This window comes from Streptomyces sp. SM10, from assembly GCF_002910915.1.
GTDB lineage: Bacteria > Actinomycetota > Actinomycetes > Streptomycetales > Streptomycetaceae > Streptomyces.
Map to the genome: position 1 here is coordinate 43,320 of NZ_NEUF01000132.1, position 22,199 is coordinate 65,518.

Annotated in this window: 2 protein-coding genes; both read left to right on the forward strand. The window is 74.2% G+C overall.

What is annotated here, in order from left to right:
* Positions 1-127 precede the first annotated feature (127 nt).
* Positions 128-14,575 carry a non-ribosomal peptide synthetase gene (locus B9S57_RS21195; protein WP_103517142.1) on the forward strand — a complete coding sequence of 4,816 codons (14,448 nt, stop codon included), beginning with the start codon at positions 128-130 and terminating at the stop codon, positions 14,573-14,575.
* Positions 14,572-22,134, forward strand: a complete 7,563-nt coding sequence (locus B9S57_RS21200) for a non-ribosomal peptide synthetase (protein WP_103517143.1) — start codon at positions 14,572-14,574, stop codon at positions 22,132-22,134. The genes B9S57_RS21195 and B9S57_RS21200 overlap by 4 nt, the downstream gene beginning before the upstream one ends.
* Positions 22,135-22,199 lie beyond the last annotated feature (65 nt).

Here is a 22,199-nt window from a genome sequence, read left to right on the forward strand (position 1 = left end):
GGGGTTTCGCCGGGACGGCTTCCGTAGGTGCATCCGTTCGTGACCGGCGTTCGGTGCAAAGGTATGGCCGGATTTCGACCTGCCCGCTCCGTGGTCCCCGAAATCTCTCCCCAAAGGTGTTACCGGTATGCGTGAAAACCGTCGCCCTCTCGTCGAATGCGGTCCCCCCGAAGAGTTCCTCGGGCTCACCGCGGCCCAGCAAGGTGTCTGGTACGGACAGTTGGTCGATCCGGACAGTCCGAAATACAACATCGGAGAGTGCTTCGAGATTCGCGGCGACCTCGACGAAGCGTTGTTCGCCGCCGCGCTCGGCCGAGCCGCCACGCTCTGTGACAGTCTCAACCTCGAATTCGTCACCACAGGTGAAACGGTTCGTCAGCGCGTCGTCCGCCGCCCCGGGACCTGCCCCGCGGACCGCCTCCGCCTGGTCGACCTGTCCGGTGCGGACGACCCGGTCGCCGCAGCCGAGCGTTACATGGCGGACGACATGGCGACCGTCGACAGGCTCGACGCCCCGAACCACCACTTCGCCCTGATGCGTCTCGGCCCCCGGGTGCGCTACTGGTACATCCGCTACCACCACATCGCCGTCGACGGCCTCGGCGGTGCGGTCTTCGCCCGCAGCGTGGCCGATCTCTACGCACGGGCCGCGCGCGGTGAGGACCTCGCCACGGCGGTGCTGCCCGACGCGCCTCTGCGTGATCTCATATCCGACGAGGCTGCCTACAGCGGCTCGCCGCGCCACGAGGCCGACCGTGCCTACTGGAGAGCGAGGTTCGCCGATCCGGCCGACGGCGGGTCGGAGGACACGGCCGCTGCCGGGGGCGGCGGTACACGCGGCGGCACGTCGCTCATCCGCAGGCGGACCGATGGGCCGGCCCCGAACGAGCCCGCCGAGGAGGACGTCCGGCTGCACACCGGCGAGACGCTGCCCGTCGCCGTCCTGGACGGGCTGCGCCGGCTCGCGTCCGTCAGCCGCACCAGCTGGACCGCCGTCCTCGTGAGCGCGGTGGCCGCCTACGTCGGCCGGGTCACCGGCAGCCAGGACGTCAGTGTGGGTCTCGCCTCCAACGGTCGCCACGGGGGACTCCGGCACGTCGTCGGCATGACGGCCAACATCCTGCCGCTCCGCCTGACCCTCACCCCCGACACGACGGTCGGCGCCCTCGTACGCGCCGTCGCCGACGAGATGCGGGGCGCACTGCGCCACCGCCGCTTCTCCCGCGAACAGCTGGCCCGTGACCTGAACATGGCCGACGGCGCGGCGCGCCTCACCGACGTCGTCGTCAACATCATGGGATACGACTACGACCTCGACTTCGGCGGCAGCCCCGCCAGGTCCCGCGTGCTGTCCATCGGACCGGTCGACGACGTGTCCTTCTTCATCTCCGAAAGGTCCGAAGGCAGCGGGCCGTTGATCGGCTTCGACACCGACGCGCAGCTGTACCGCCCCGAGGACGTGCGGCTTCACCAGCGGGCCATCGTCTCCTTCCTGTCGGCCCTGGCCGGCGCACCCGCGGACCTGCCCCTCGGCGACCTGCCGTTCGTCGACGACGCGGAGGCCGGCGCGCTGCTCCTGCGGGGGCGCGGCGCCTCACTCCCGGCGAAGGGTGTGGCATCGAGCCTGCCGGAGGTCTTCGGTGCGTGGGCACGTCGAACACCCGACGCCCGGGCGGTGGTGGACGGCGCGGTGACGCTCACCTACCAGGAGGTGGCCGGGGCTGCGGAGGCCCTGTCGCGCGCCCTGGCGGGCTGGGGCATCGGCGCCGAGGACGGTGTCGGCGTCCTCGTGGGCCGCTCGGCGGCCGTGGTGCCCGCCACGCTCGCCGCGGTCGCGGCGGGGGCCGCCTACGTCCCGATGGACGGGGACTGGCCGTCCGAGCGGCTCGGGCGCGTCGTCGACATCGCGTGTGTCCGCGCCCTGGTGGTCGACGAAACCGCCGCCGGACGGCCCTGGGTCGTGGAGACGGCCTCCGTCCTTCCGGTGATCGTCGTCGACGGCCGGGGCGGCATCGTGCGCGGTGCCCCGTCGACGCCGGGTCCGCCGCCGGGCGTCCTCCGCGGCGACCGGCTGGCCTACGTCATGTTCACCTCCGGCTCCACCGGCCTGCCCAAGGGGGTCGGCGTCACCCATGCCGACGTCCTCGCGCTGGCCGCCGACACCACGTGGGCGGACGGCGTGTCCGACGCCGTGCTGATGCACTCGGCCTACGTCTTCGACGCCTCGACGTTCGAGATCTGGGTGCCGCTGCTGAACGGCGGCTGCGTGGTCGTCGCACCTCCCGGTGTCCTGGAGGCGCGGGCCGTGGGGGAGATGGCCGAGCGGCACGGGGTGACCGCGCTCTTCCTGACGACGGCTCTGTTCGATCTGGTGGCCGAGACGGACCGCACCGCCTTCTCCGGGCTGCGCCTGGTCGCCACCGGGGGAGAGGCCGCCTCCCCCGACCTGACGCGGCGGGTCGCCGCCGCCTCGCCCGGCACGCAGGTGCTGCACGTGTACGGCCCCACCGAGACCACGACCTTCGCCACCCGCCATCCGGTGTCGGCCGCCACACCGGGTGTGCCTCCCATAGGCCGGGCGCTCGACGGAATGCGCCTCTACGTGCTCGACGGCGCGCTCGCCCTGGTACCGCCCGGAGTCGTGGGGGAACTGTACGTCGCGGGCCACGGAGTCGCCCGCGGCTACCAGGGCCGCCCCGCGTCGACGGCCACACGGTTCGTCGCCGACCCGCACGACGTGGACGGCGGTCGCATGTACCGCACCGGCGACCTCGTGCGCTGGACCGCCGGCGGTGACATCGAGTACGTCGGGCGCGCCGACGGGCAGGTCAAACTCCGCGGGTTCCGCATCGAACCCGCTGAGATCGAGAACGTCCTGCTCAGCGATCCGGCCGTGCGTGCCGCCCGCGTACTGGTCCGCGAGGACGTACCCGGCGACCGGAGGCTCGTCGCCTACGTCGTGCACGCCCCCGGCGCCCGGTCGGACGGTGCCGCCCTGGCCCGCCGCGTGGGGGACGCCCTGCCCGCGTACATGGTGCCCTCCGTGTTCGTCCCCCTCGACGCGCTGCCGCTCAACGCCAACGGGAAGGTCGACCGCAGCGCCCTGCCCGTCCCCCGCGCCACCACCGCTGTGGGCCGTGCTCCGCGCACCGCTCACGAAGAGGTGCTGGCCGGGCTCTTCGCCGACGTCCTGGGCGTGCCCGCGGTCGGCGTCGACGACAACTTCTTCTCCCTGGGCGGCCACTCCCTGCTCGCCACCCGTCTCACCGGCAGGGTGCGGGCGGCGCTGGGCGCCGAACTCGGCCTGCGTACGCTCTTCGACCACCCCACCGTCGCCGCCCTCGCGGCGGCCATCGACACCACTGGTCCGGCCCGGCCCGTCCTCGCGCCGCAGCGGCGACCCGACGTGGTGCCGCTGTCCTTCGCGCAGCAGCGGCTGTGGTTCCTCAACCGTGCCGAAGAGGCCGGCGACACCTACAACGTGCCGCTCGTGCTCGAACTCGACGGGCCCCTGGACGTGGACGCCCTGCGCGGCGCCCTGGCCGACGTGGTCGCCCGTCACGAGAGCCTGCGCACCGTCTTCGCCGAACACGACGGCGTCGCCCGTCAGATGGTCCTCGACCCGGAAGCCGCGGCAGCGCTCGTTCCCCTGGCCGTCGAGTCAGCCCCCTCCGACGAGGAGTCCGCCGTCTGGACCGAGGCGTCGGTCCGCCGTCTGGCCGCGGCTCCCTTCGACCTCGCGCGCGACGCCGCGATCCGTGCCCGGCTGTTCCGTCTGGGCCACAGCCGCCACGTCCTCGCGCTCGTCCTGCACCACGTCGTCGCCGACGGCTGGTCGCTCGGCCCGCTCAGCCGCGACCTCGGTGCGGCCTACCGCGCCAGGACCGAAGGCAGCGGCACACCCGACTGGCCCCCGCTTCCCGTCCAGTACGCCGACTACGCCCTCTGGCAGCGCCGGCTCCTGGGGGACGACGGCGACCCGGAGGGCCTGGCCGCGCGTCAGCTCGTCTTCTGGCGCGAGGCACTGCGCGGTGCCCCCGCACTGATCAGCCTGCCCCTCGACCGGCCCCGCCCGCCGGTGCCCAGCCACCGGGGCGACACCGTTGCCTTCGCGCTGCCCGCACCCGCCCACAGCGCCCTCACCCGGCTCGCCCGCACGGCCGGGTGCACCCCCTTCATGGTGCTCCAGGCAGCTCTCGCCGTGACGTTGCGCGCCCACGGTGCCGGCGCTGACATCCCGCTGGGAACAGCGGTGGCCGGACGCACCGACGACGCCCTGGAGGATCTGGTCGGGTTCTTCGTCAACACCGTCGTCGTGCGCACGGACCTCTCCGGTGCCCCGACCTTCCGTGAGCTGCTCGGCCGGGTGAAGGAGTCCGGCATCGCCGCCCTCAGCCACGCCGACCTCCCCTTCGAGCGCATCGTGGAGGCACTCAACCCCGAGCGTTCGGCCGACCACCACCCGCTCTTCCAGACCATGCTGGTCCTCCAGAGCCAGGGGAGGGCGGAGCTCGAACTGCCCGGCGTGACCGTCCACGACCGGTCCCGGCACACCGGCATCAGCAAGTTCGACCTGACGTTCTCGCTGACCGAAGCGACCGAAGCGACCGAAGCGACCGAAGCGACCGCCCCGGGCGGCTCGACGGGCTCTCCCGCCGGCATCGGCGGGTACCTGGAGTACGCCACCGACCTCTTCGACGCCACCACCGCCCGTGCCCTGTGCGACCGTTTCGCACGCATCCTCACCCAGGCGGTGACCGACCCCGACAGCCCCCTCGACGCTCTCGACCCGCTCGCGCCGGGCGAGCGCGACCGCCTCCTCGCACAAGGACGCGGCGCGCAGCCGCGCCCGCCCGTGCGCACCGTGACCGAAGCGGTCAGGGAGTGGGCGTCCCGCACCCCGGACGCGGTCGCCGCGCGGGACGCGCACACGAGCCTCACCTACGCCGAACTCGACGCCCGCGCCGACTCCCTGGCCCAGCTCCTGCGCGAACGGGGCGCCGGTCGTGAGGACAGGGTGGCCCTCGCCGTACCGCCGTCCGTGGACACCGTCGTCGCCATGCTGGCCGTCCTGCGGGCGGGCGCCGCCTACCTGCCGGTCGACCCCCAGTACCCGTCCGCCCGCATCCTGCACATGCTCGACGACGCCCGGCCCGTGCTGCTGCTCACCACCACGGACACCCACCGGGACCTGCCCGACTGCGACGTGCCGTGGCTGGCCCTCGACGCCCCGGCCAACCGTCGCACGGGCCCCCTCCCGGCGGCCCTCGGCACACCCCACCCTGCCGATCCCGCCTACGTCGTCCACACCTCCGGCTCCAGCGGCAGGCCCAAGGGCGTGGTGGTGCCGCACGCCGCCCTGGCCGGCCACATGGCGTGGATGGCCCGGTACCTGGACATCACCCCGGACGACCGGGTCCTCGCCCGTACCTCCACCAGTTTCGACGCGTCCGTCTGGGAGCTGTGGCTGCCCCTGATGAACGGCGCAGCGGTCTGCGTGCTCCCGGCCGACGCCAACCGCGAGCCCCGGGAACTGGTCTCCTGGATGAGCCGATTCGGCGTCACCGTCGCCCAGTTCGTCCCCTCGCACCTGGCCCTCGTCCTTGCCGACGCGTCCCCCACCGTGCCGCTGCCCGCCCTGCGCGCCGTCCTGTGCGGTGGCGAGCCGCTGCCGCGCGTCCTCGCCGACGACGTCGCCGAGCGGTGGGGGAGCGAGGTGCACAACCTCTACGGGCCGACCGAGGCGACCATCGACGCGACCGCCCACCGGGCCGCCGGCCACGGGGCCACCGGAACGGTGTCCGAGACCGTCCCGATAGGCCGCCCCGTCGACGCCATGCGGGCCTACGTGCTCGACGACAGGCTGCGGCCCGTACCGCCCGGGGTCACCGGCGAGCTGTACCTGTCGGGCACCAACCTGGCCCGCGGCTACCTGGACCGCCGGGGGCTGACCGCCGCACGGTTCGTCGCCGACCCGTTCGACGCCACCGGTGCCCGCATGTACCGGACGGGCGACCTCGTACGGTGGACCGGGGACGGTCTGCTCGACTACGTCGCGCGCGCCGACGACCAGGTCAAACTCCGGGGCTTCCGGATCGAGCTGGGCGAGGTCGAGGCCGCGCTCCTGGCAGGACAGGGCGTCACGGCAGCCTGCGCCGTGATCCGCGAGGACATACCCGGCCGGCGCCGCCTCGTCGGCTACGCCGTCGCCGGTGACCCGGCTCCGCGTCCGGAGGCCCTGCGCGCCGCCCTCGCCCTTACCCTGCCGCACTACATGGTGCCGGGCGCCGTCGTGGTCCTGGACGCCCTTCCGGTCCTGCCCAACGGCAAGGTGGACCGGCGGGCCCTGCCGCAGCCCGATGCGGAGACCCCGACCCCCGCCGGACGGGCCGGGAGCACCTTCCAGGAGGACCTGCTCGCCGGGATCTTCGCCGATGTCCTGGACCGCTCCCTCGTCGGCCCGCACGACAGCTTCTTCGACCTGGGCGGCCACTCGCTCCTCGCCATGCGCGTCGTCAGCCGGATTCGCGCCGTCCTCGGCGCCGAAGTCGGCGTACGCACCCTCTTCGAGCACCCGACGGTCGCCGGGCTGGCCCGTGTCCTCGACCCGCAGGGCCACTCGCGCCCTCCGCTGGTGCCCGCGGCCCGGCGCCCCGATCCGCTGCCGCTCTCCTTCGCCCAGCAGCGTCTGTGGTTCCTCGACCGGCTGGAGGGGCCCAACTCCGCCTACCACATCCCCCTCGTCCTCGAACTGGACGGCGCACCGGACGTCGAAGCCCTCCGTGCCGCCCTGCGGGACGTGGTGGAACGGCACGAGGCGCTGCGCACCGTGTTCCCCGAACGGGAGGGCGTCCCGCACCAGTCGGTACTCCCCGTCGACGCCGCCACGCCGGACCTGCCCCTCGTCACCACGGCGCCCGCCGACCTGGAGGCGCTGGTTCTGGCCACCGTGCGCGAGCCGTTCGACGTCGTCACCGACCCACCGCTGCGCGCCGTCCTCCTGCGCTCCGCACCGGGCCACCACGTCCTGGTCCTCGTCCTGCACCACATCGCGAGCGACGGCTGGTCGCTGGCCCCGCTCGCCCGCGACCTGGGTGAGGCCTACCGGGCACGGACCGAGGGTGTCGAGCCCTCCTGGACCCGGCTCCGCGTCCAGTACGCCGACTACACGCTCTGGCAGTACACGGCCCTCGGGGACGGCGCAGCACCCGGGAGCCTCCTGCGGCAACAGCTCGACCACTGGCACGCCGCGCTCGCGGGCCTGCCCGGACTGATCGACCTGCCGCTGGACCGGCCGCGGCCGGTCACGGCCGACCCGAGGGGGGCCGTCCACACCTTCGAGGTGCCGCCGTCCCTGCACGCCCGGCTCCTGGAGCTGGCAAGGGAGTCGGGCAGCAGCCTGTTCATGGTCCTCCAGGCAGCGGTGGCCACCCTGCTCCACCGGCACGGCGCGGGGGACGACATCCCGCTCGGCTCGCCGGTCGCCGGCCGCTCGGAGGAGGACCTGGAAGAGCTGGTCGGATTCTTCGTCAACACGCTCGTCCTGCGCACGGACCTGTCCGGCAGCCCGACGTTCGAGGAAGTGCTGGCACGCGTCAGGGAGTTCGACCTGGCCGCCTACGCGCACCAGGACGTGCCCTTCGAGCGTCTCGTCGAGAGCGTCAACCCCGTGCGGGCACGCAACCACCACCCGCTGTTCCAGACCATGCTGGTCCTCCAGAACCAGGAGACGGCCCGTGCCGACCTGCCGGGCCTCACCGTCGAGGACCGCCTCGTCCACAACGGGCTGAGCAAGTTCGACCTCACCTTCGCCTTCGCCGAGGAGCGTGCGGAGCGCGGTCTCACCGCAGGGATCGAATACGCCACCGCTCTCTTCGACCGGACCACCGTCGAGACCCTGGCGGCACGCCTCGTCCGTCTCCTTGAGCAGGTCGCGGACGACCCCGGCCGGCCCCTGGCGGGCTACGACCTGATGACGCGGGGGGAGCACGCCCGCGTACGGGGCTGGGGGACAGGCCGGACGCTGCCCTCCGGCTCCGCGGACGCCACCCTCCCCGCGCTCTTCGAGGCGCAGTCCCACCGCACTCCGGACGCCGTGGCCGTGACCGGCGAGGGCGTCACCCTCACCTACGCCGAGCTCGACCGGCTCTCCGCCGCCCTCGCCGGAGCGCTGGCGGGCCTCGGTATCGGCCCCGAGTCCGGCGTCGGCGTCCTGCTCGGCAGATCGCCGGCCGTCGTGCCGGTCTCCCTCGGGGCGGTCCGCGCGGCAGGCGCCTACGTCCCCCTCGACGCCCGCTGGCCCGGGGAACGGCTCGAACAGGTCGCCGGGGTGGCGTCCGTGCGGGTCCTCGTCGTCGACGAGGACGCCCTCGGCTCTCCCTGGGTGAGGGCGACGGCCCACCGGCTCCCGGTCGTGACCGTGGACAGCACCGGCCGGATCCTGCGGGGCGCACCCGAACACCCCGGACTCCCGGCGCGCGTTCCGGGCGCCGGGGCCCTCGCCTACGTGATGTCCACGTCCGGCTCCACCGGTCTGCCCAAGGGCGTCGGTGTCACCCACGCCGACGTCGTGGCGCTCGCGGCGGACTCGGCCTGGGAGGGCGGCGCCGCCGACGCGGTCCTCATGCACTCCGCGTACGTCTTCGACGCCTCCACCTTCGAGATCTGGGCCCCGCTGCTGCGCGGCGGCCGCATCGTCGTCGCGCCGGACGGGATCCTGGAGGCCGGGGTCCTCGGGGACGCCGTCCACACGCACGGGGTGACCGCCGTCTTCATGACCACGGCCCTGTTCAACGTGATCGCGGAGACCGGGCCGGGGGCCTTCGCGGGCCTGCGACTCGTGTGCGCCGGAGGGGAACTGGCCTCCCCGGACGCGATGCAGAGGGTCGCCGGTGCCGCGCCCGGCGTACGGGTCCTCCACGTCTACGGCCCCACCGAGACGACCACCTTCGCCACCCGCTACGACGTGGCGGCCGACCTCCCGCCGGGCCCACCGCCCATCGGGCGCGCCCTGGACGGCATGCGCCTGTACGTCCTCGACGGCTCCCTGCGCCCGGTCCCGCCGGGCGTCGTGGGCGAGCTGCATCTCGCCGGACGCGGCGTGGCACGCGGGTACACCGGCCTCCCCGGCCTGACCGCCACGCGTTTCGTCGCCGACCCCTTCGACCCGGAGGGCGGGCGCATGTACCGCACCGGCGACCTGGTGCGCTGGACGCCCGACGGGCAGATCGCGTACGTCGCCCGGGCCGACGGCCAGGTGAAGCTGCGCGGCTACCGCATCGAACTCGGCGAGGTCGAGACCGTGCTGGCCTGCTGCGACGGCGTGGCCGACTCCTTCGCCGTCGTCCGTGAGGACGTCCCCGGCGACCGGCGGCTCGTCGCCTACGTGGTGCCCACGCCCGGGGCACACCCCGAACCGGGCGAGCTCGCCCGGGCGGTCGGCCGGTCCCTGCCCGCCTACATGGTGCCCACCGCGATCGTCCCGCTCGACGCGTTCCCGCTCACCGTCAACGGGAAGGTGGACCGGCGTGCCCTGCCCGAACCTGGGCACCAGGCACCGGACCGCGGGCGCGCCGCCCGGACCGCCCGTGAGGAGATCCTCTGCGCGGTCTTCGCCGACGTACTCGGCAGGGACGGCGCCGGAGTCGACGACGACTTCTTCGCCCTGGGCGGCCACTCCCTGCTCGCCACCCGTCTCGCCGCACGCATCCGGACCGCCCTCTCCGTGGAGGTCCAGGTCAAGGCTGTCTTCGAGCACCCCACCCCGGCCGCGCTCGCTGCCGCGCTGGACGGCGCCGAAGAGGCCAGACGACCTCTGGAGCGTGTGCACGGCCGCCCCGATCCGCTGCCGCTCTCCTTCGCACAGCGGCGCCTGTGGTTCCTCAGCAGGCTCGAAGGGCCCAGCGCCACCTACAACGTGCCCCTCGTGCTCCGCCTGGACGGCCCCCTCGACGTGGAGGCCCTGGAAAGCGCCCTCGGGGACGTCGTCGACCGTCACGAGAGCCTGCGTACCGTCTTCCCCGACACCGACGGCGTGGCGCGTCAGCTCGTCCTCGACCCCGGAGAGGCCGCCCTCCATCTGACACCGCACGACACCGAACCGGCCCGCCTCGGGGAGGTCCTGAGCGCCGAGACGGCTCACGCCTTCGACGTGAGCACGGAACTCCCCGTACGGGCACGGCTCCTGCGCACCGGCGCCGAGACACACGTCCTGGCCCTGGTCATCCACCACATCGCCGGCGACGGCTGGTCGCTCGCCCCGCTGGCCCGCGACCTCGGTGAGGCCTACCGCGCGCGGACCGAGGGCGTGGAGCCCGCCTGGACCGAACTCGGCGTCCAGTACGCCGACTACACCCTGTGGCAGCGCGCGCTCCTCGGCGACGAGGACGACCCGTCCAGCCAGGCCGCCCGCCAGCTGGACTTCTGGCGCACCGCGCTGACCGGGGCCCCCGACCTCCTCGACCTGCCCTACGACCGGCCCCGCCCCGCCGTCACGGAGTACCGCGGGGACGCGTTCGCGTTCACCGTCGACGCGGACACCCACCGTGCGCTGGCGGACCTCACCCGCGCCCGCGGGTGCAGCCTCTTCATGGTGCTCCAGGCCGCCCTGTCGGTCCTCCTCTCCCGCCACGGCGCGGGCGAGGACATCCCGCTCGGCACCGCGGTCGCGGGGCGCACCGACGAAGCCCTCGACGACCTGGTGGGGTTCTTCGTCAACACCCTCGTCCTGCGCACCGACCTGACGGGAGATCCCACCTTCGGCGAGGTGGTCGACCGCGTCCGTGACTTCGACCTCGCCGCCTACGCCCACCAGGACGTCCCCTTCGAGCGGCTGGTGGACGTCCTCGGCCGGGACCGGGCTCCGAACCACCACCCGCTCTTCCAGACGATGCTCGTCCTCCAGAACCAGGCGGACGCCGCCCTCGACCTGCCCGGCCTGACGGTGTCCGAGGAGCACGTCCACACCGGGATCAGCAAGTTCGACCTCACCTTCACCTTCACCGAGCGCCACGACGGGGCGGGCGGGTCGGCCGGCCTCGACGGCGTCCTGGAGTTCTCCACCGAGCTCTTCGAACACGCCACCGCCCGAACCCTGGCGGCCCGGCTGACCCGCCTGCTCGCCTCGCTCGCCACCGACCCCGGGCAGCGCGTCCACGCGGCGGACGTCCTGGACACGGCCGAGCGGGAGCGCCTCGACCGCGCTGCGCACGGGCCGGTCCGGCCCCTGACGGCGCGCACCGCGCCCGAGGCGTTCCGCGCGCAGTGCGCCCGGAACCCCCGCGCCACAGCTGTGCGGGAGGGTGCCCGGGGTCTGACCTTCGGCGAACTCGACGCGCTCTCGGACGACCTGGCGCACCACCTGCACCGCCGGGGCATCAGCCGGGGCGACCTCGTCGCCCTCGCCCCGGACGGCACGTCGGACCAGGTCGTGGCGATGCTGGCGATCGCCAAGGCGGGCGCCGCCTGCCTGCCCCTCGACCTGGACTACCCCGAGTCGCGCATCTCGTACATGCTGGACGACGCCCGCCCCGCGTTGCTCCTCACCCTGGGCACCGCCCGATCCGCAGGCCTCGCGCTGTCCGTGCCGTGCCTCGCGCTCGACGACCGGGCCGCATGGTCCACCGGAGGCACCCCGCCGCCCGAAGCCGCGCCCGGCCCCCTCGACGCGGCCTACGTCATCTACACCTCGGGCTCCACAGGCCGCCCCAAGGGCGTCGTCGTCACCCACGGCTCCCTGACGAACCACATGGCGTGGATGGCCGGCCACATCGGCCTCACCGACGACGACCGGATCCTCGCGCGCACCTCGTCCAGCTTCGACGCCTCCGTCTGGGAGACCTGGCTGCCGCTCCTGCAGGGAGGGGCCACCTGCCCCGTGCCACCGTCCGTCAACCACGACCCCGCCGCGCTGCTGGCCCGGATGCGGGACGCGGGCGTCACCCTCGTGCAGTTCGTGCCCCCGCACCTCTCGCTCGTCCTGACCGAGACCCGCCCCGCCGACGCGCCGGACACCCTGCGTGCCGTGCTGTGCGGCGGCGAACCCCTGCCCCGGACCCTGGCCGAGCGCGTCCGGCAGGCCTGGCGGGTCGAGGTGCACAACCTGTACGGGCCCACGGAGACGACCATCGACGCGACCGCCCACCACGACCGGGACGGTGGGGCGGGAGGCTCCGCGGTGGAGGGGACCGTGCCGCTCGGCCGTCCCGTCGACAACACCCGTGCCTACGTCCTGGACGCGGGGCTCCGGCCGGTTCCGCCGGGTGTCACCGGTGAGCTCCATGTCGCGGGCGACGGACTCGCGCGCGGCTACCTGGGGCGCCGCGCCCTGACCGCCGAGCGGTTCGTCGCCGATCCGTTCGGCCCCGCCGGAAGCCGCATGTACCGCACCGGCGACCTCGTCCGACGCGACGCCGACGGAGTGCTCACCTACGTCTCCCGGTCCGACGACCAGATCAAGTTGCACGGCTTCCGCATCGAACTCGGTGAGATCGAGGCGGCTCTCACCGCTCTCGACGGCATCGCCGCCGCGTGCGCCGTCGTCCGCGAGGACCAGCCCGGCGAACGGCGCCTGGTCGCCTACACCGTTCCCGGCCCGCGCGGCGGTGGGGCGGCCCCCGACGACGGCGAGGTGCGGGCCCGGCTGACGTCGGTGCTTCCGCCGTACATGGTGCCCGCCCTCCTCGTCACCCTCGACGCACTGCCGCTGACGTCCAACGGCAAGACCGACCGCCGCGCCCTGCCCGCCCCGGAGCGCTCCGACGCCACCCGGCCGGGCGGACAGCCGCGCACCGCACAGGAACGCGTCGTCCTGGACGTGTTCGCCTCGGTACTGCGCACCCCCGACGTCCGTACCGACGACGACTTCTTCGCCCTCGGAGGGGACAGCATCCTCTCCATCCAGCTCGTCAGCCGGGTCCGCGAGGCGGGCCTGGGCGTCACCCCGCGCGACGTCTTCGTCCACCGCACGCCCGAGGCCATCGCGGCCGCCTCCACCACGCTGGACCAGGCCGTCGGCGCCGCACCGGCGGGACAGGGAACGGGGGAGATGCCGCCGACACCCATCGCCGCCTGGTTCCTGGAACGGCCCGGCACGTCGGACGGCTACAACCAGTCGGGGCTGCTGCGCACGCCCCTGGGCGCCGACCAGGACTCACTCGTGGCCGCCCTCCAACTCCTCCTCGACCACCACGACATGCTCCGCCTGCGTGTCGACCGCACGGCGGGAGGAGAGCCCCGCCTCGAAGCCATGCCGGCCGGCACCGTGCGGGCACGCCACCGCTTCACCCGGATCGACGTCTCCGGACTCGGCGCCGACGCGGTGCGCGCCGCCGTCACCGAAGCCGGGGAAGAGGCGCGCAGACGGCTGCGGCCCGCGCACGCGGAGGTGGTCGAGGCGGTCTGGTGCGACGCCGGACCGGACACACGCGGACGGCTCCTGCTCGTCGTGCACCACCTGGCCGTCGACGCGGTCTCCTGGCGCATCCTCGCCGCCGACCTGGCCACCGCCTGGCAACACGTCACCGCCCTGACGGCCACCGGCGGCGACGCCGATGCCACGGCGCCGGACCTGCCCGCCGTGACCACGCCCTACCGGGACTGGGCCCGACTCCTCGCGTCGCAGGCGCTCGGCGCCGGACGTGCGGCGGAACTCCCGCTGTGGGAGTCGGTGTCGAGGACCCCCGACCCGCCGCTGGGGTACCGGCCGCTCGACCCCCACCTGGACACGGCCGACCGGACGCGCACCCTGACCACCCACCTGTCCGCCGACCGGACGAAACCGCTGCTGACGACCGTCCCCGCCGCCTTCCACGCAGGGGTGGACGACGTCCTGCTCACCGGCCTGGCCCTCGCCCTCTGCTCCTGGCGCGCGGAACGCGCCACCCGGCTCGGCGGACTCCCACCGGGCACCACCGGCGTCCTCCTCGACCTGGAGGGCCACGGCCGCGAGCAGATCGCGGACGGCATCGACCTGTCGCGGACCGTCGGCTGGTTCACCAGCCTCTACCCGGTCCGGATCGACCCCGGGCCCGTGGACGCGGTCGACCCGCGACGCTTCGACTCCGCGCTGGTGGAGCGCGCACTCAAGCGCGTCAAGGAACAGCTGCGGGCCGTCCCCGACCACGGCGTCGGCTACGGGATGCTGCGCCACCTCAACCCCGCCACCCGCCGCCGGCTGGCCGACGCGCCGGAGCCGCAGATCGGCTTCAACTACCTCGGGCGGTACGCGGCTCCACCGGAGGCGGAGAGCGCCGACTGGGACGTGGTGCTCGACGGCGGCGGTCCACGGAGCCAGGACCCGGACATGCCCGTCCACCACGTCCTCGACATCAACGCGCACACCGAGGACCTGCCCGACGGGCCGCGCCTGGTGACCCGCTGGACCTGGCCCAGCGACCTTCTGAAGGAAGAGGACGTGGAGGCCCTGACCGACGCCTTCACCCGGGCCCTCCATGCCCTGGCCGAACACACCGAACGACCCGGCGCGGGCGGCTGGACGCCGTCCGACCTTCCCCTGGTCTCGCTCGACCAGGCCCAGATCGACCGACTGCAGAACATGTGGGGTGGACGCAAGTGACAGGGTTCCAGCTGGAGGACGTACTTCCTCCGACGCCGTTGCAGTCAGGCATGCTCTTCCACGCGCTGTACGACTCCCGGGCCGTGGACGTCTACACCGCGCAGTTCGTCTTCGACCTCGAGGGCTCCGTCGACGTCACCGCGCTGGGCGCCGCCGTCGCCGGCCTGCTGCGGCGCCATGCCAACCTCCGGGTCGGCTTCCTCCACGAGGGCCTGGACGAACCCGTGCAGGCCGTGGCCGCCCACGTACCGCTGCCGCTGGAGGAGCTGGACCTGACCCGGGCGGACGGCACAGGCACGGTGCGGGAGCGCCTCACCGCCTTCCTCGCCGCCGACCGCACCCGCCGCTTCGACCTGACCACCCCGCCGCTGATGCGGTTCACCCTGGTGCGCACGGCGCCGCTGCGCCACCGGCTGGTCATGACCAGCCACCACATCCTCCTCGACGGATGGTCGATGCCCCTGCTCGTGCGGGAGCTGTTCGAGCTCTACGCGCGCCGGGGGGACGACAGCGCCCTGCCCCGCGTCGCCCCCTACCGCACCTATCTGGCCTGGCTGGCCCAGCAGGACCGCGGCGCCGCGCTGGACACCTGGCGCACCGCCCTCGCCGGAATCGAGGCGCCGACCCGGCTCGCGGGGCGGGGCGGGGCGCACGTGCCGGACTCCGGCGAACTGCCCGCAACGCTCGTCCTCACGGTGGACGCGGCCACGACGGACCGGCTGCGCGAGACCGCCCGCGCCCACCGGCTCACCCTCAACACCCTGGTCCAGGGCGCCTGGGGGCTGATCCTCGCCCACCTCACCGGACGCCCCGACACCGTGTTCGGGACGACCGTGTCCGGCCGCCCGCCCGAGATCCCCGGCATCGAGTCGATGGTCGGCCTGTTCATCAACACCGTGCCGGTGCGGGTGAACCCGCTGCCCGGCGACACCCTGGCCGCCCTCCTGACCCGGCTCCAGGAGGAACAGGGGCGGCTCCTCGGCAGCCAGTACGTGGGCCTGACCGAGATACGCGGCGTCACCGGCCTGGACGAACTCTTCGACACCCTCGTCGTGTTCGAGAACTACCCGCTGGACGCCGAGGCCCTGCGCACCGCGCAGCAGGGCCTGCCCGGCCTCGCCGTCACCGGGTTCAGCGGCACGGACGCGGCCCACTACCCGCTCACCCTCACCGTCGCCCCGGGCGACACCCTGAGGATCACCTTCGGCTACCGGACCGCCGTCCTCGGCCGCGACGAGGTGACCCGCACCTGCGCCCGCCTGCAGCGGCTGCTGACGGTGATGGCGGAGGGGCTCGACCGCCGGGCCGACGCGGTCCCCGTCCTCCTGGACGGTGAGCGCGAGGCACTGCTCACCCAGGGGCGCGGAGCCGAACTCGCCGGTACCGCGGCCGACGTGAGTGTGCCGGACGCCGTCGCCCGGCACGCCGCCCTCCACCCGGGCGACATGGCGGTCACCGGCGCCGGCGAGCAGCTGACGTATCGGCATCTGCAGGAGCTCTCGGACGAGCTGGCCGGTGTCCTGACAGGGCTGGGAACCGGCGCCGAGGACGGCGTCGGCATCCTCCTCGGCCGCTCGGCCGCCCAGGTCACCGCCTCCCTGGCCGCACTGCGCGCCGGCGCCGCCTACGTGCCGCTCGACCCCGGCTGGCCCGTCGATCGGCTCACCCGGGTCACCGAAGTGACCGCCCCGCGCGCCCTGATCGTCGACGAGTCGACCCGCACCCACCCCTGGGTGCGCCAACTCGGCCCCGACGTGCCCGTGGTGTGCGTCGACGCCGCAGGACGGGTCCGCAAGGGGGGCCCCGACGCGTCCGGGCCCCTCCGCGCCGTCACGGGCGGTGCCCGGCTCGCGTACGTGATGTTCACCTCCGGCTCCACCGGCCTGCCCAAGGGCGTCGGCGTCACCCACGCCGACATCACCGCCCTGGCGGCCGACCGCGCCTGGGACCGCGGCACCGTCGACGCCGTCCTGCTCCACTCCGCGTACGTCTTCGACGCCTCCACCTTCGAGATCTGGGCCCCGCTCCTCAACGGCGGCCGCGTGGTCGTCGCCCCCGAGGGAACGCTCCAGCCCGCCGTGCTCCGCGACCTCGTGGCCCGGTACGGCGTGACGGCGGCGTTCCTGACGACGGCCCTGTTCAACGCACTGGCCGAGACCGACCCGGGTGCACTCGGCCTGCTCCGCCTCGCCGCCACCGGGGGCGAGGCCGCCGCGCCCGGAGTCCTCCAGCGCCTGGCCGCAAACCACCCGGACACCACCTTCCTCCACGTCTACGGCCCGACCGAGACCACCACCTTCTCGACCCGCCGCCGCGTCCTGCCCGACGACACCCCCGACGGCGTGCCCTCCATCGGCCGTCCGCTCGACGGGGTGCGCGCCTACGTCCTGGACCGAGCCCTGAGGCCCGTGCCGTCCGGAGCCGAGGGCGAGCTCTACGTCGCGGGACCCGGTGTCGCGCGTGGCTACCTGGGGCGTCCCGGGCTCACCGCGACCCGGTTCCCGGCCGACCCGTTCGCCGGTGACGGCACGCGCATGTACCGCACCGGAGACCTCGTGCGCCGGAGTGCCGACGGCTGCCTGCACCACGTGGCCAGGGCCGACCAGCAGATCAAGCTGCGCGGCCACCGCATCGAACCCGCCGAGATCGAGGCGGTGCTCCGAGCCGAACCGTCCGTACGCGCCGCCGTCGTGCTGGTCCGGGAGGACCTGCCCGGCGACCGCACCCTCGTCGCCTACGTCGTCCCCGCCCCCGGCCACGTCCCCGATCCCGACCTGCTCACGGCACAGGTCGGCCGCCGCCTGCCGGCCTACATGGTGCCTGCCGTCGTCCAGCCGCTCGACTCGCTGCCGCTCACTTCCAACGGCAAGCTCGACCGGAAGGCCCTCCCCTCACCGGCCGGCCCCTCCGCCGCCGGCCGCAGAATGCCGCGCGGCGCGCACGAGGAGATTCTCGCGGGGCTGTTCGCGGAGGTGCTCGGAGTGCCACGCGTCGGCATCGACGACAGCTTCTTCGCGCTGGGCGGCCACTCCCTCACCGCGACCCGTCTGGCCGGCCGCGTCCGCACGGCGCTGGGCACCGAGACGGAGATCCGCACCCTCTTCGAGAACCCCACCGTCGCCACGCTCGCCGCCGCTCTGGCGAACGCCGGGCGCCCGGCCCGCCCCGCGCTCGTCCCCCAGAAGCGCCCGGCCACGCTCCCGCTCTCCTACGCCCAGCAACGGCTGTGGTTCCTGCACCGGCTCGAAGGCCCCTCCGCGACGTACAACATCCCCTTCGCCGTACGCATCGACGGGCCGCTCGACACGGACGCCCTGCACCAGGCACTCCACGACGTCGTCGCCCGGCACGCCGCCCTGCGCACCGTCTTCCCCGAGCACGAGGGCGGGCCGGTCCAGAACATCACCGGCGCGGCCGACGTCCGCCTCCCCTTCCACCTCCGATCCGCGGGCCCGGACGAACTCCCCGACCGGATCCGGGCGGCAGCGAGCGCACCGATCGACATCGAGCACCACATCCCGGTCGAGGCGACCCTCCTACGCCTGGCCGACGACGCGCACGTCCTGGTCCTCGTGATCCACCACATCGCCGCCGACGGCTCGTCCCTGGCACCCCTCGCCCACGACCTCGGCGCCGCCTACCGCGCCCGCACCCGCGCCGAGGCCCCGGTGTGGAGCGCACACCCCGTCGACTACGCGGACCACACCCTCTGGCAGCGCCGCCTGCTGGGCGACGAGCGTGACCCCGACAGCCTCGTGGCACGGCAGCTCGCGTACTGGAAGGAGGCGCTGGAAGGTCTGCCGCAGATCGTCGAACTGCCGTGGGACCGGCAGCGCCCGGCCGTGCCCCGTCACATCGGCTCCACCCACGAGTTCGCCGTGGACGGCGACACCGCCCGGCAGATCGCCGGCCTCGCCCGCACAGGAGGATGCAGCGTCTTCATGGTGCTCCAGGCCGCCCTGTCGCTCCTGCTCTCCCGGCACGGCGCCGGCGACGACATCCCCCTGGGCACGGCCGTCGCCGGCCGCACCGACGAAGCCGCCTGCGACCTCGTCGGCCTCTTCGTGAACACGCTCGTCCTCCGCACGGACCTGACCGGCGACCCGACGTTCCTCGAACTCCTGGACCGGGTCAAGGAGTCCGACCTCTCCGCCTACGCCCACCAGGACGTCCCCCTCGAGCGCCTGGTCGAACTGCTCAACCCCCCTCGCTCGCAGAACCACCATCCGCTCTTCCAGACGATGCTCATCCTCCAGAACCACACCCCCGCCGCCCCCCTGGACCTGCCCGGCCTCACCGTCGACGGCGTCCCGGTCGACCCCGGGGTCAGCAAGTTCGACCTGTCCTTCACCTTCACCGAGACGTACGACGACAGCGGGGCGCCCACCGGCATGCGGGCGGCCGTCGACTACGCGACGGAACTGTTCGACGCGGCCACCGTCCGCGCCCTCGCCGACAGACTCGTGGTGCTCCTCACCGCGGTCACCGCCGACCCCGGCCGCCCGCTGCGTGCGTACGACGTCCTCACCCCGGCCGAGCGGGGCATCCTCACCGCCCGGGGGACCGGACCCGTGGAGCATCGGCCCGGGACGACCGTCCCCGCGCTCTTCGAGGCCCGGGTACGGCGGACCCCGGACGCCCCCGCGGTCCGTGACGCCGCCACGACCCTCACCTACGCCGAACTCGACGCCCGCGCCGACGCCCTCGCCCACCACCTCACGGCGCTGGGCATCGGCCCCGAGGACCGGGTGGCCGTCGCCCTGCCCCGCACGCACGACCTCGTCGTGACGCTCCTCGGCATCCTCAAGGCCGGGGCCGCGTACGTGCCGCTCGACCCCGACTACCCGGTCCGCCGCCTCTCCCACATGCTCGACGACTCCCGGCCGCGCCTCCTGCTCACCACGCCCGCGGTCCACGCCCGGCTCCCGCAGTCCACGGTGCCCCACCTGTACGCGGGCGACCTCGGGCCCGGCACCCCGGCGGCCGTGCGCCCGGGTGCGGCCCCGCGGCCGCACCCGGGCAACCCCGCCTACGTCATCTACACCTCCGGTTCCACCGGACGCCCCAAGGGGGTCGTGGTCACCCACCAGGGTGTTCGCGCCATGGTCGGGACGCAGACCGAGCGGCTGCGCGTCGGCCCCGGCAGCCGTGTCCTGCACATGGCGTCCGTCAGCTTCGACGCCGCGTTCTGGGAATTGTGCATGGGCCTGCTCTCCGGGGCCTGCCTGGAGATCGACGAGCGGGACGCCCTGCTGCCCGGCCCCGCTCTCGCGGCCCTGGTCCGCGAACGGGGTGTCACCCACCTCACCCTGCCGCCCGCCGCCCTCGCCGTGATGCCGCCCGGTTCCCTGCCCGCCGGGACCACCATGGTCCTCGCCGGCGAGGCGTGCCCGCCCGCCCTGGTGCACGACTGGGCGGGGGACCGGTTCCTGGTCAACGCCTACGGCCCGACGGAGACCACCGTCTGCGCCACCATGAGCGGCTTCCAGCAGCCGGACGGGCAGCTCGCACCCGACCGCGCCGTGCCCATCGGGGTCCCGGTCGACGGCACCCGGGTCCATGTCCTGGACCACCGGCTGGGGCCCGTACCGCCCGGTGTGGTCGGCGAGCTGTACGTGTCCGGCGAGGGGGTGGCCCGCGGGTACCACGGCCGGGCCGCCCTGACCGCGTCCCGCTTCGTCGCCGACCCCTTCGACCGCACTGGGGGCCGCATGTACCGCACCGGTGATCTGGTGCGGTGGACGGCCGACGGGGAGCTCGGCGCGCTCGTCTACGTGGCGCGTGTCGACGACCAGGTCAAGCTCCGGGGCTTCCGCATCGAACTCGGCGAGATCGAGGCCGCGCTCACCGCCCTGCCGGGCATCGCCGCGGCCTGCGCCGTCGTCCGTGAGGACCGGCCGGGTGACCGCCGTCTGGTCGCCTACACCGTGTCCGCGGACGGCGGGGCGGGCCCCGGTGAGACCGAGGTGCGTGCCCACCTCGCCACACTCCTGCCCGACCACATGGTCCCCTCCGCCTGCGTACGCCTCGAGGCCCTGCCCCTCACACCCAACGGCAAGACGGACCGGCGGGCCCTGCCCGCGCCCGGCCGCACCGCACCGCCCGGAGGCCGTGCGCCCCGCACAGGGCGCGAGCGCGCCCTGTGCGAGGTGTTCGCCGGGACGCTGGGCGTGCCCGAGGTCGGCGTCACGGACGACTTCTTCGCCCTCGGCGGCCACTCGCTGCTCGCCGTGACCCTGGCCCGGCGCATCGAGGAACGCTGCGGCCGACGCCTCAGCCTCCGAGCGCTGTTCGCCGCGCCGACCGTCGAGGGCGTCGACCGCCTCCTGGGCCACGCCGCCGGAGAGGAGGACCACCAGGAGCACGCGGTCCCGCAGGACCTCGTGGCCGAGGTCCGGCTCGCCGCGGACATCACGGACAGGGGCCGCCCGCGCACCGCGCTCCGCCCCACGGCCCGGCCGTTCCTCACCGGCGCCTCCGGCTTCCTCGGCGCCTTCCTCCTGCGCGACCTCATCGAGACCACCGGCGCACCGGTCGACTGCCTCGTACGGGCGAAGGACGAGCAGCAGGCGGCGCACCGGCTCCGGGCCAACCTGGAGCAGTACGGCCTCTGGCGCCCCGGGTACGCGGAGCTGATCCGTCCGGTACCGGGCGACCTCGCCGCCCCGGGCCTCGGCCTGTCACCCGGGGCCCGGACCGCCCTGGTCCGCCGCCTCGGCCCCGTCCTGCACAACGGCGCGCACGTCAACTTCGCCGCCGGGTACCGGAACCTGCGCGCCCCCAACGTCGCCGGCACGGAGGAACTGCTGCGCCTGCTCGCCGACTCCGCCTCACCCGGGATGCACCACGTCTCGACCACGAGCGTCTACGCACCGGCGCCCGGGGAGGGGGACGCCACCGTCACGGAGTCCACCCCGACGGGTCCGGCATCCGGACTGCCGGACGGCTACGCGCAGAGCAAGTGGGTCGCCGAGGGGCTGGTCGGCCTGGCCCGGGAGCGTGGCCTGCCGGTGACCGTCCACCGACCGGGCCGCATCAGCGGCGACACCGTCACCGGTGCCTGCCAGGACCGTGACCTGCTGTGGCAGCTCATCAAGGGATGCCTCCAGGCCGGTGCGGTGCCGGACCTGCCGTACGGCTCCACGGACTGGGTGCCCGTGGACCACGTCAGCGCGGCGGTCGTCGCCCTGTCCCTGTCCGGTGGGGCCGAGGCGGAGACGTACCACTTCACCAACCCCGACGCGCCGGGGCTGGAGCGCGTCTTCGAGATCGCAGCCGGCCTCGGGCACGACCTGCGGACCGTCCCCGCGGCACGGTGGCAGGCCCTCGTGGCGGCTCAGCACGACAACGCCGCCCAGCTGTTCCTCGGCGACGAGGGGCAGACCCGGCACGAGGCGCGCCACCGCCGTCACTTCGACTCCGGCCGGACGGCCGAGGCCGCGGCGGCTCTGGGAGTCCGCCTGCCGGTGCTGACCGACGCCGTCCTGACCCGCTACCTCACCTACTTCCACGGCACAGGGTTCCTGCCGGCTCCTGAAGCGGTGCCGGCCACGCGGTAGTCCGTGCGGCGGCACCCTGCCGTCGGCCGTCGGCCAGCACCCTGCCGTCGGCCGTCGGCCACGGC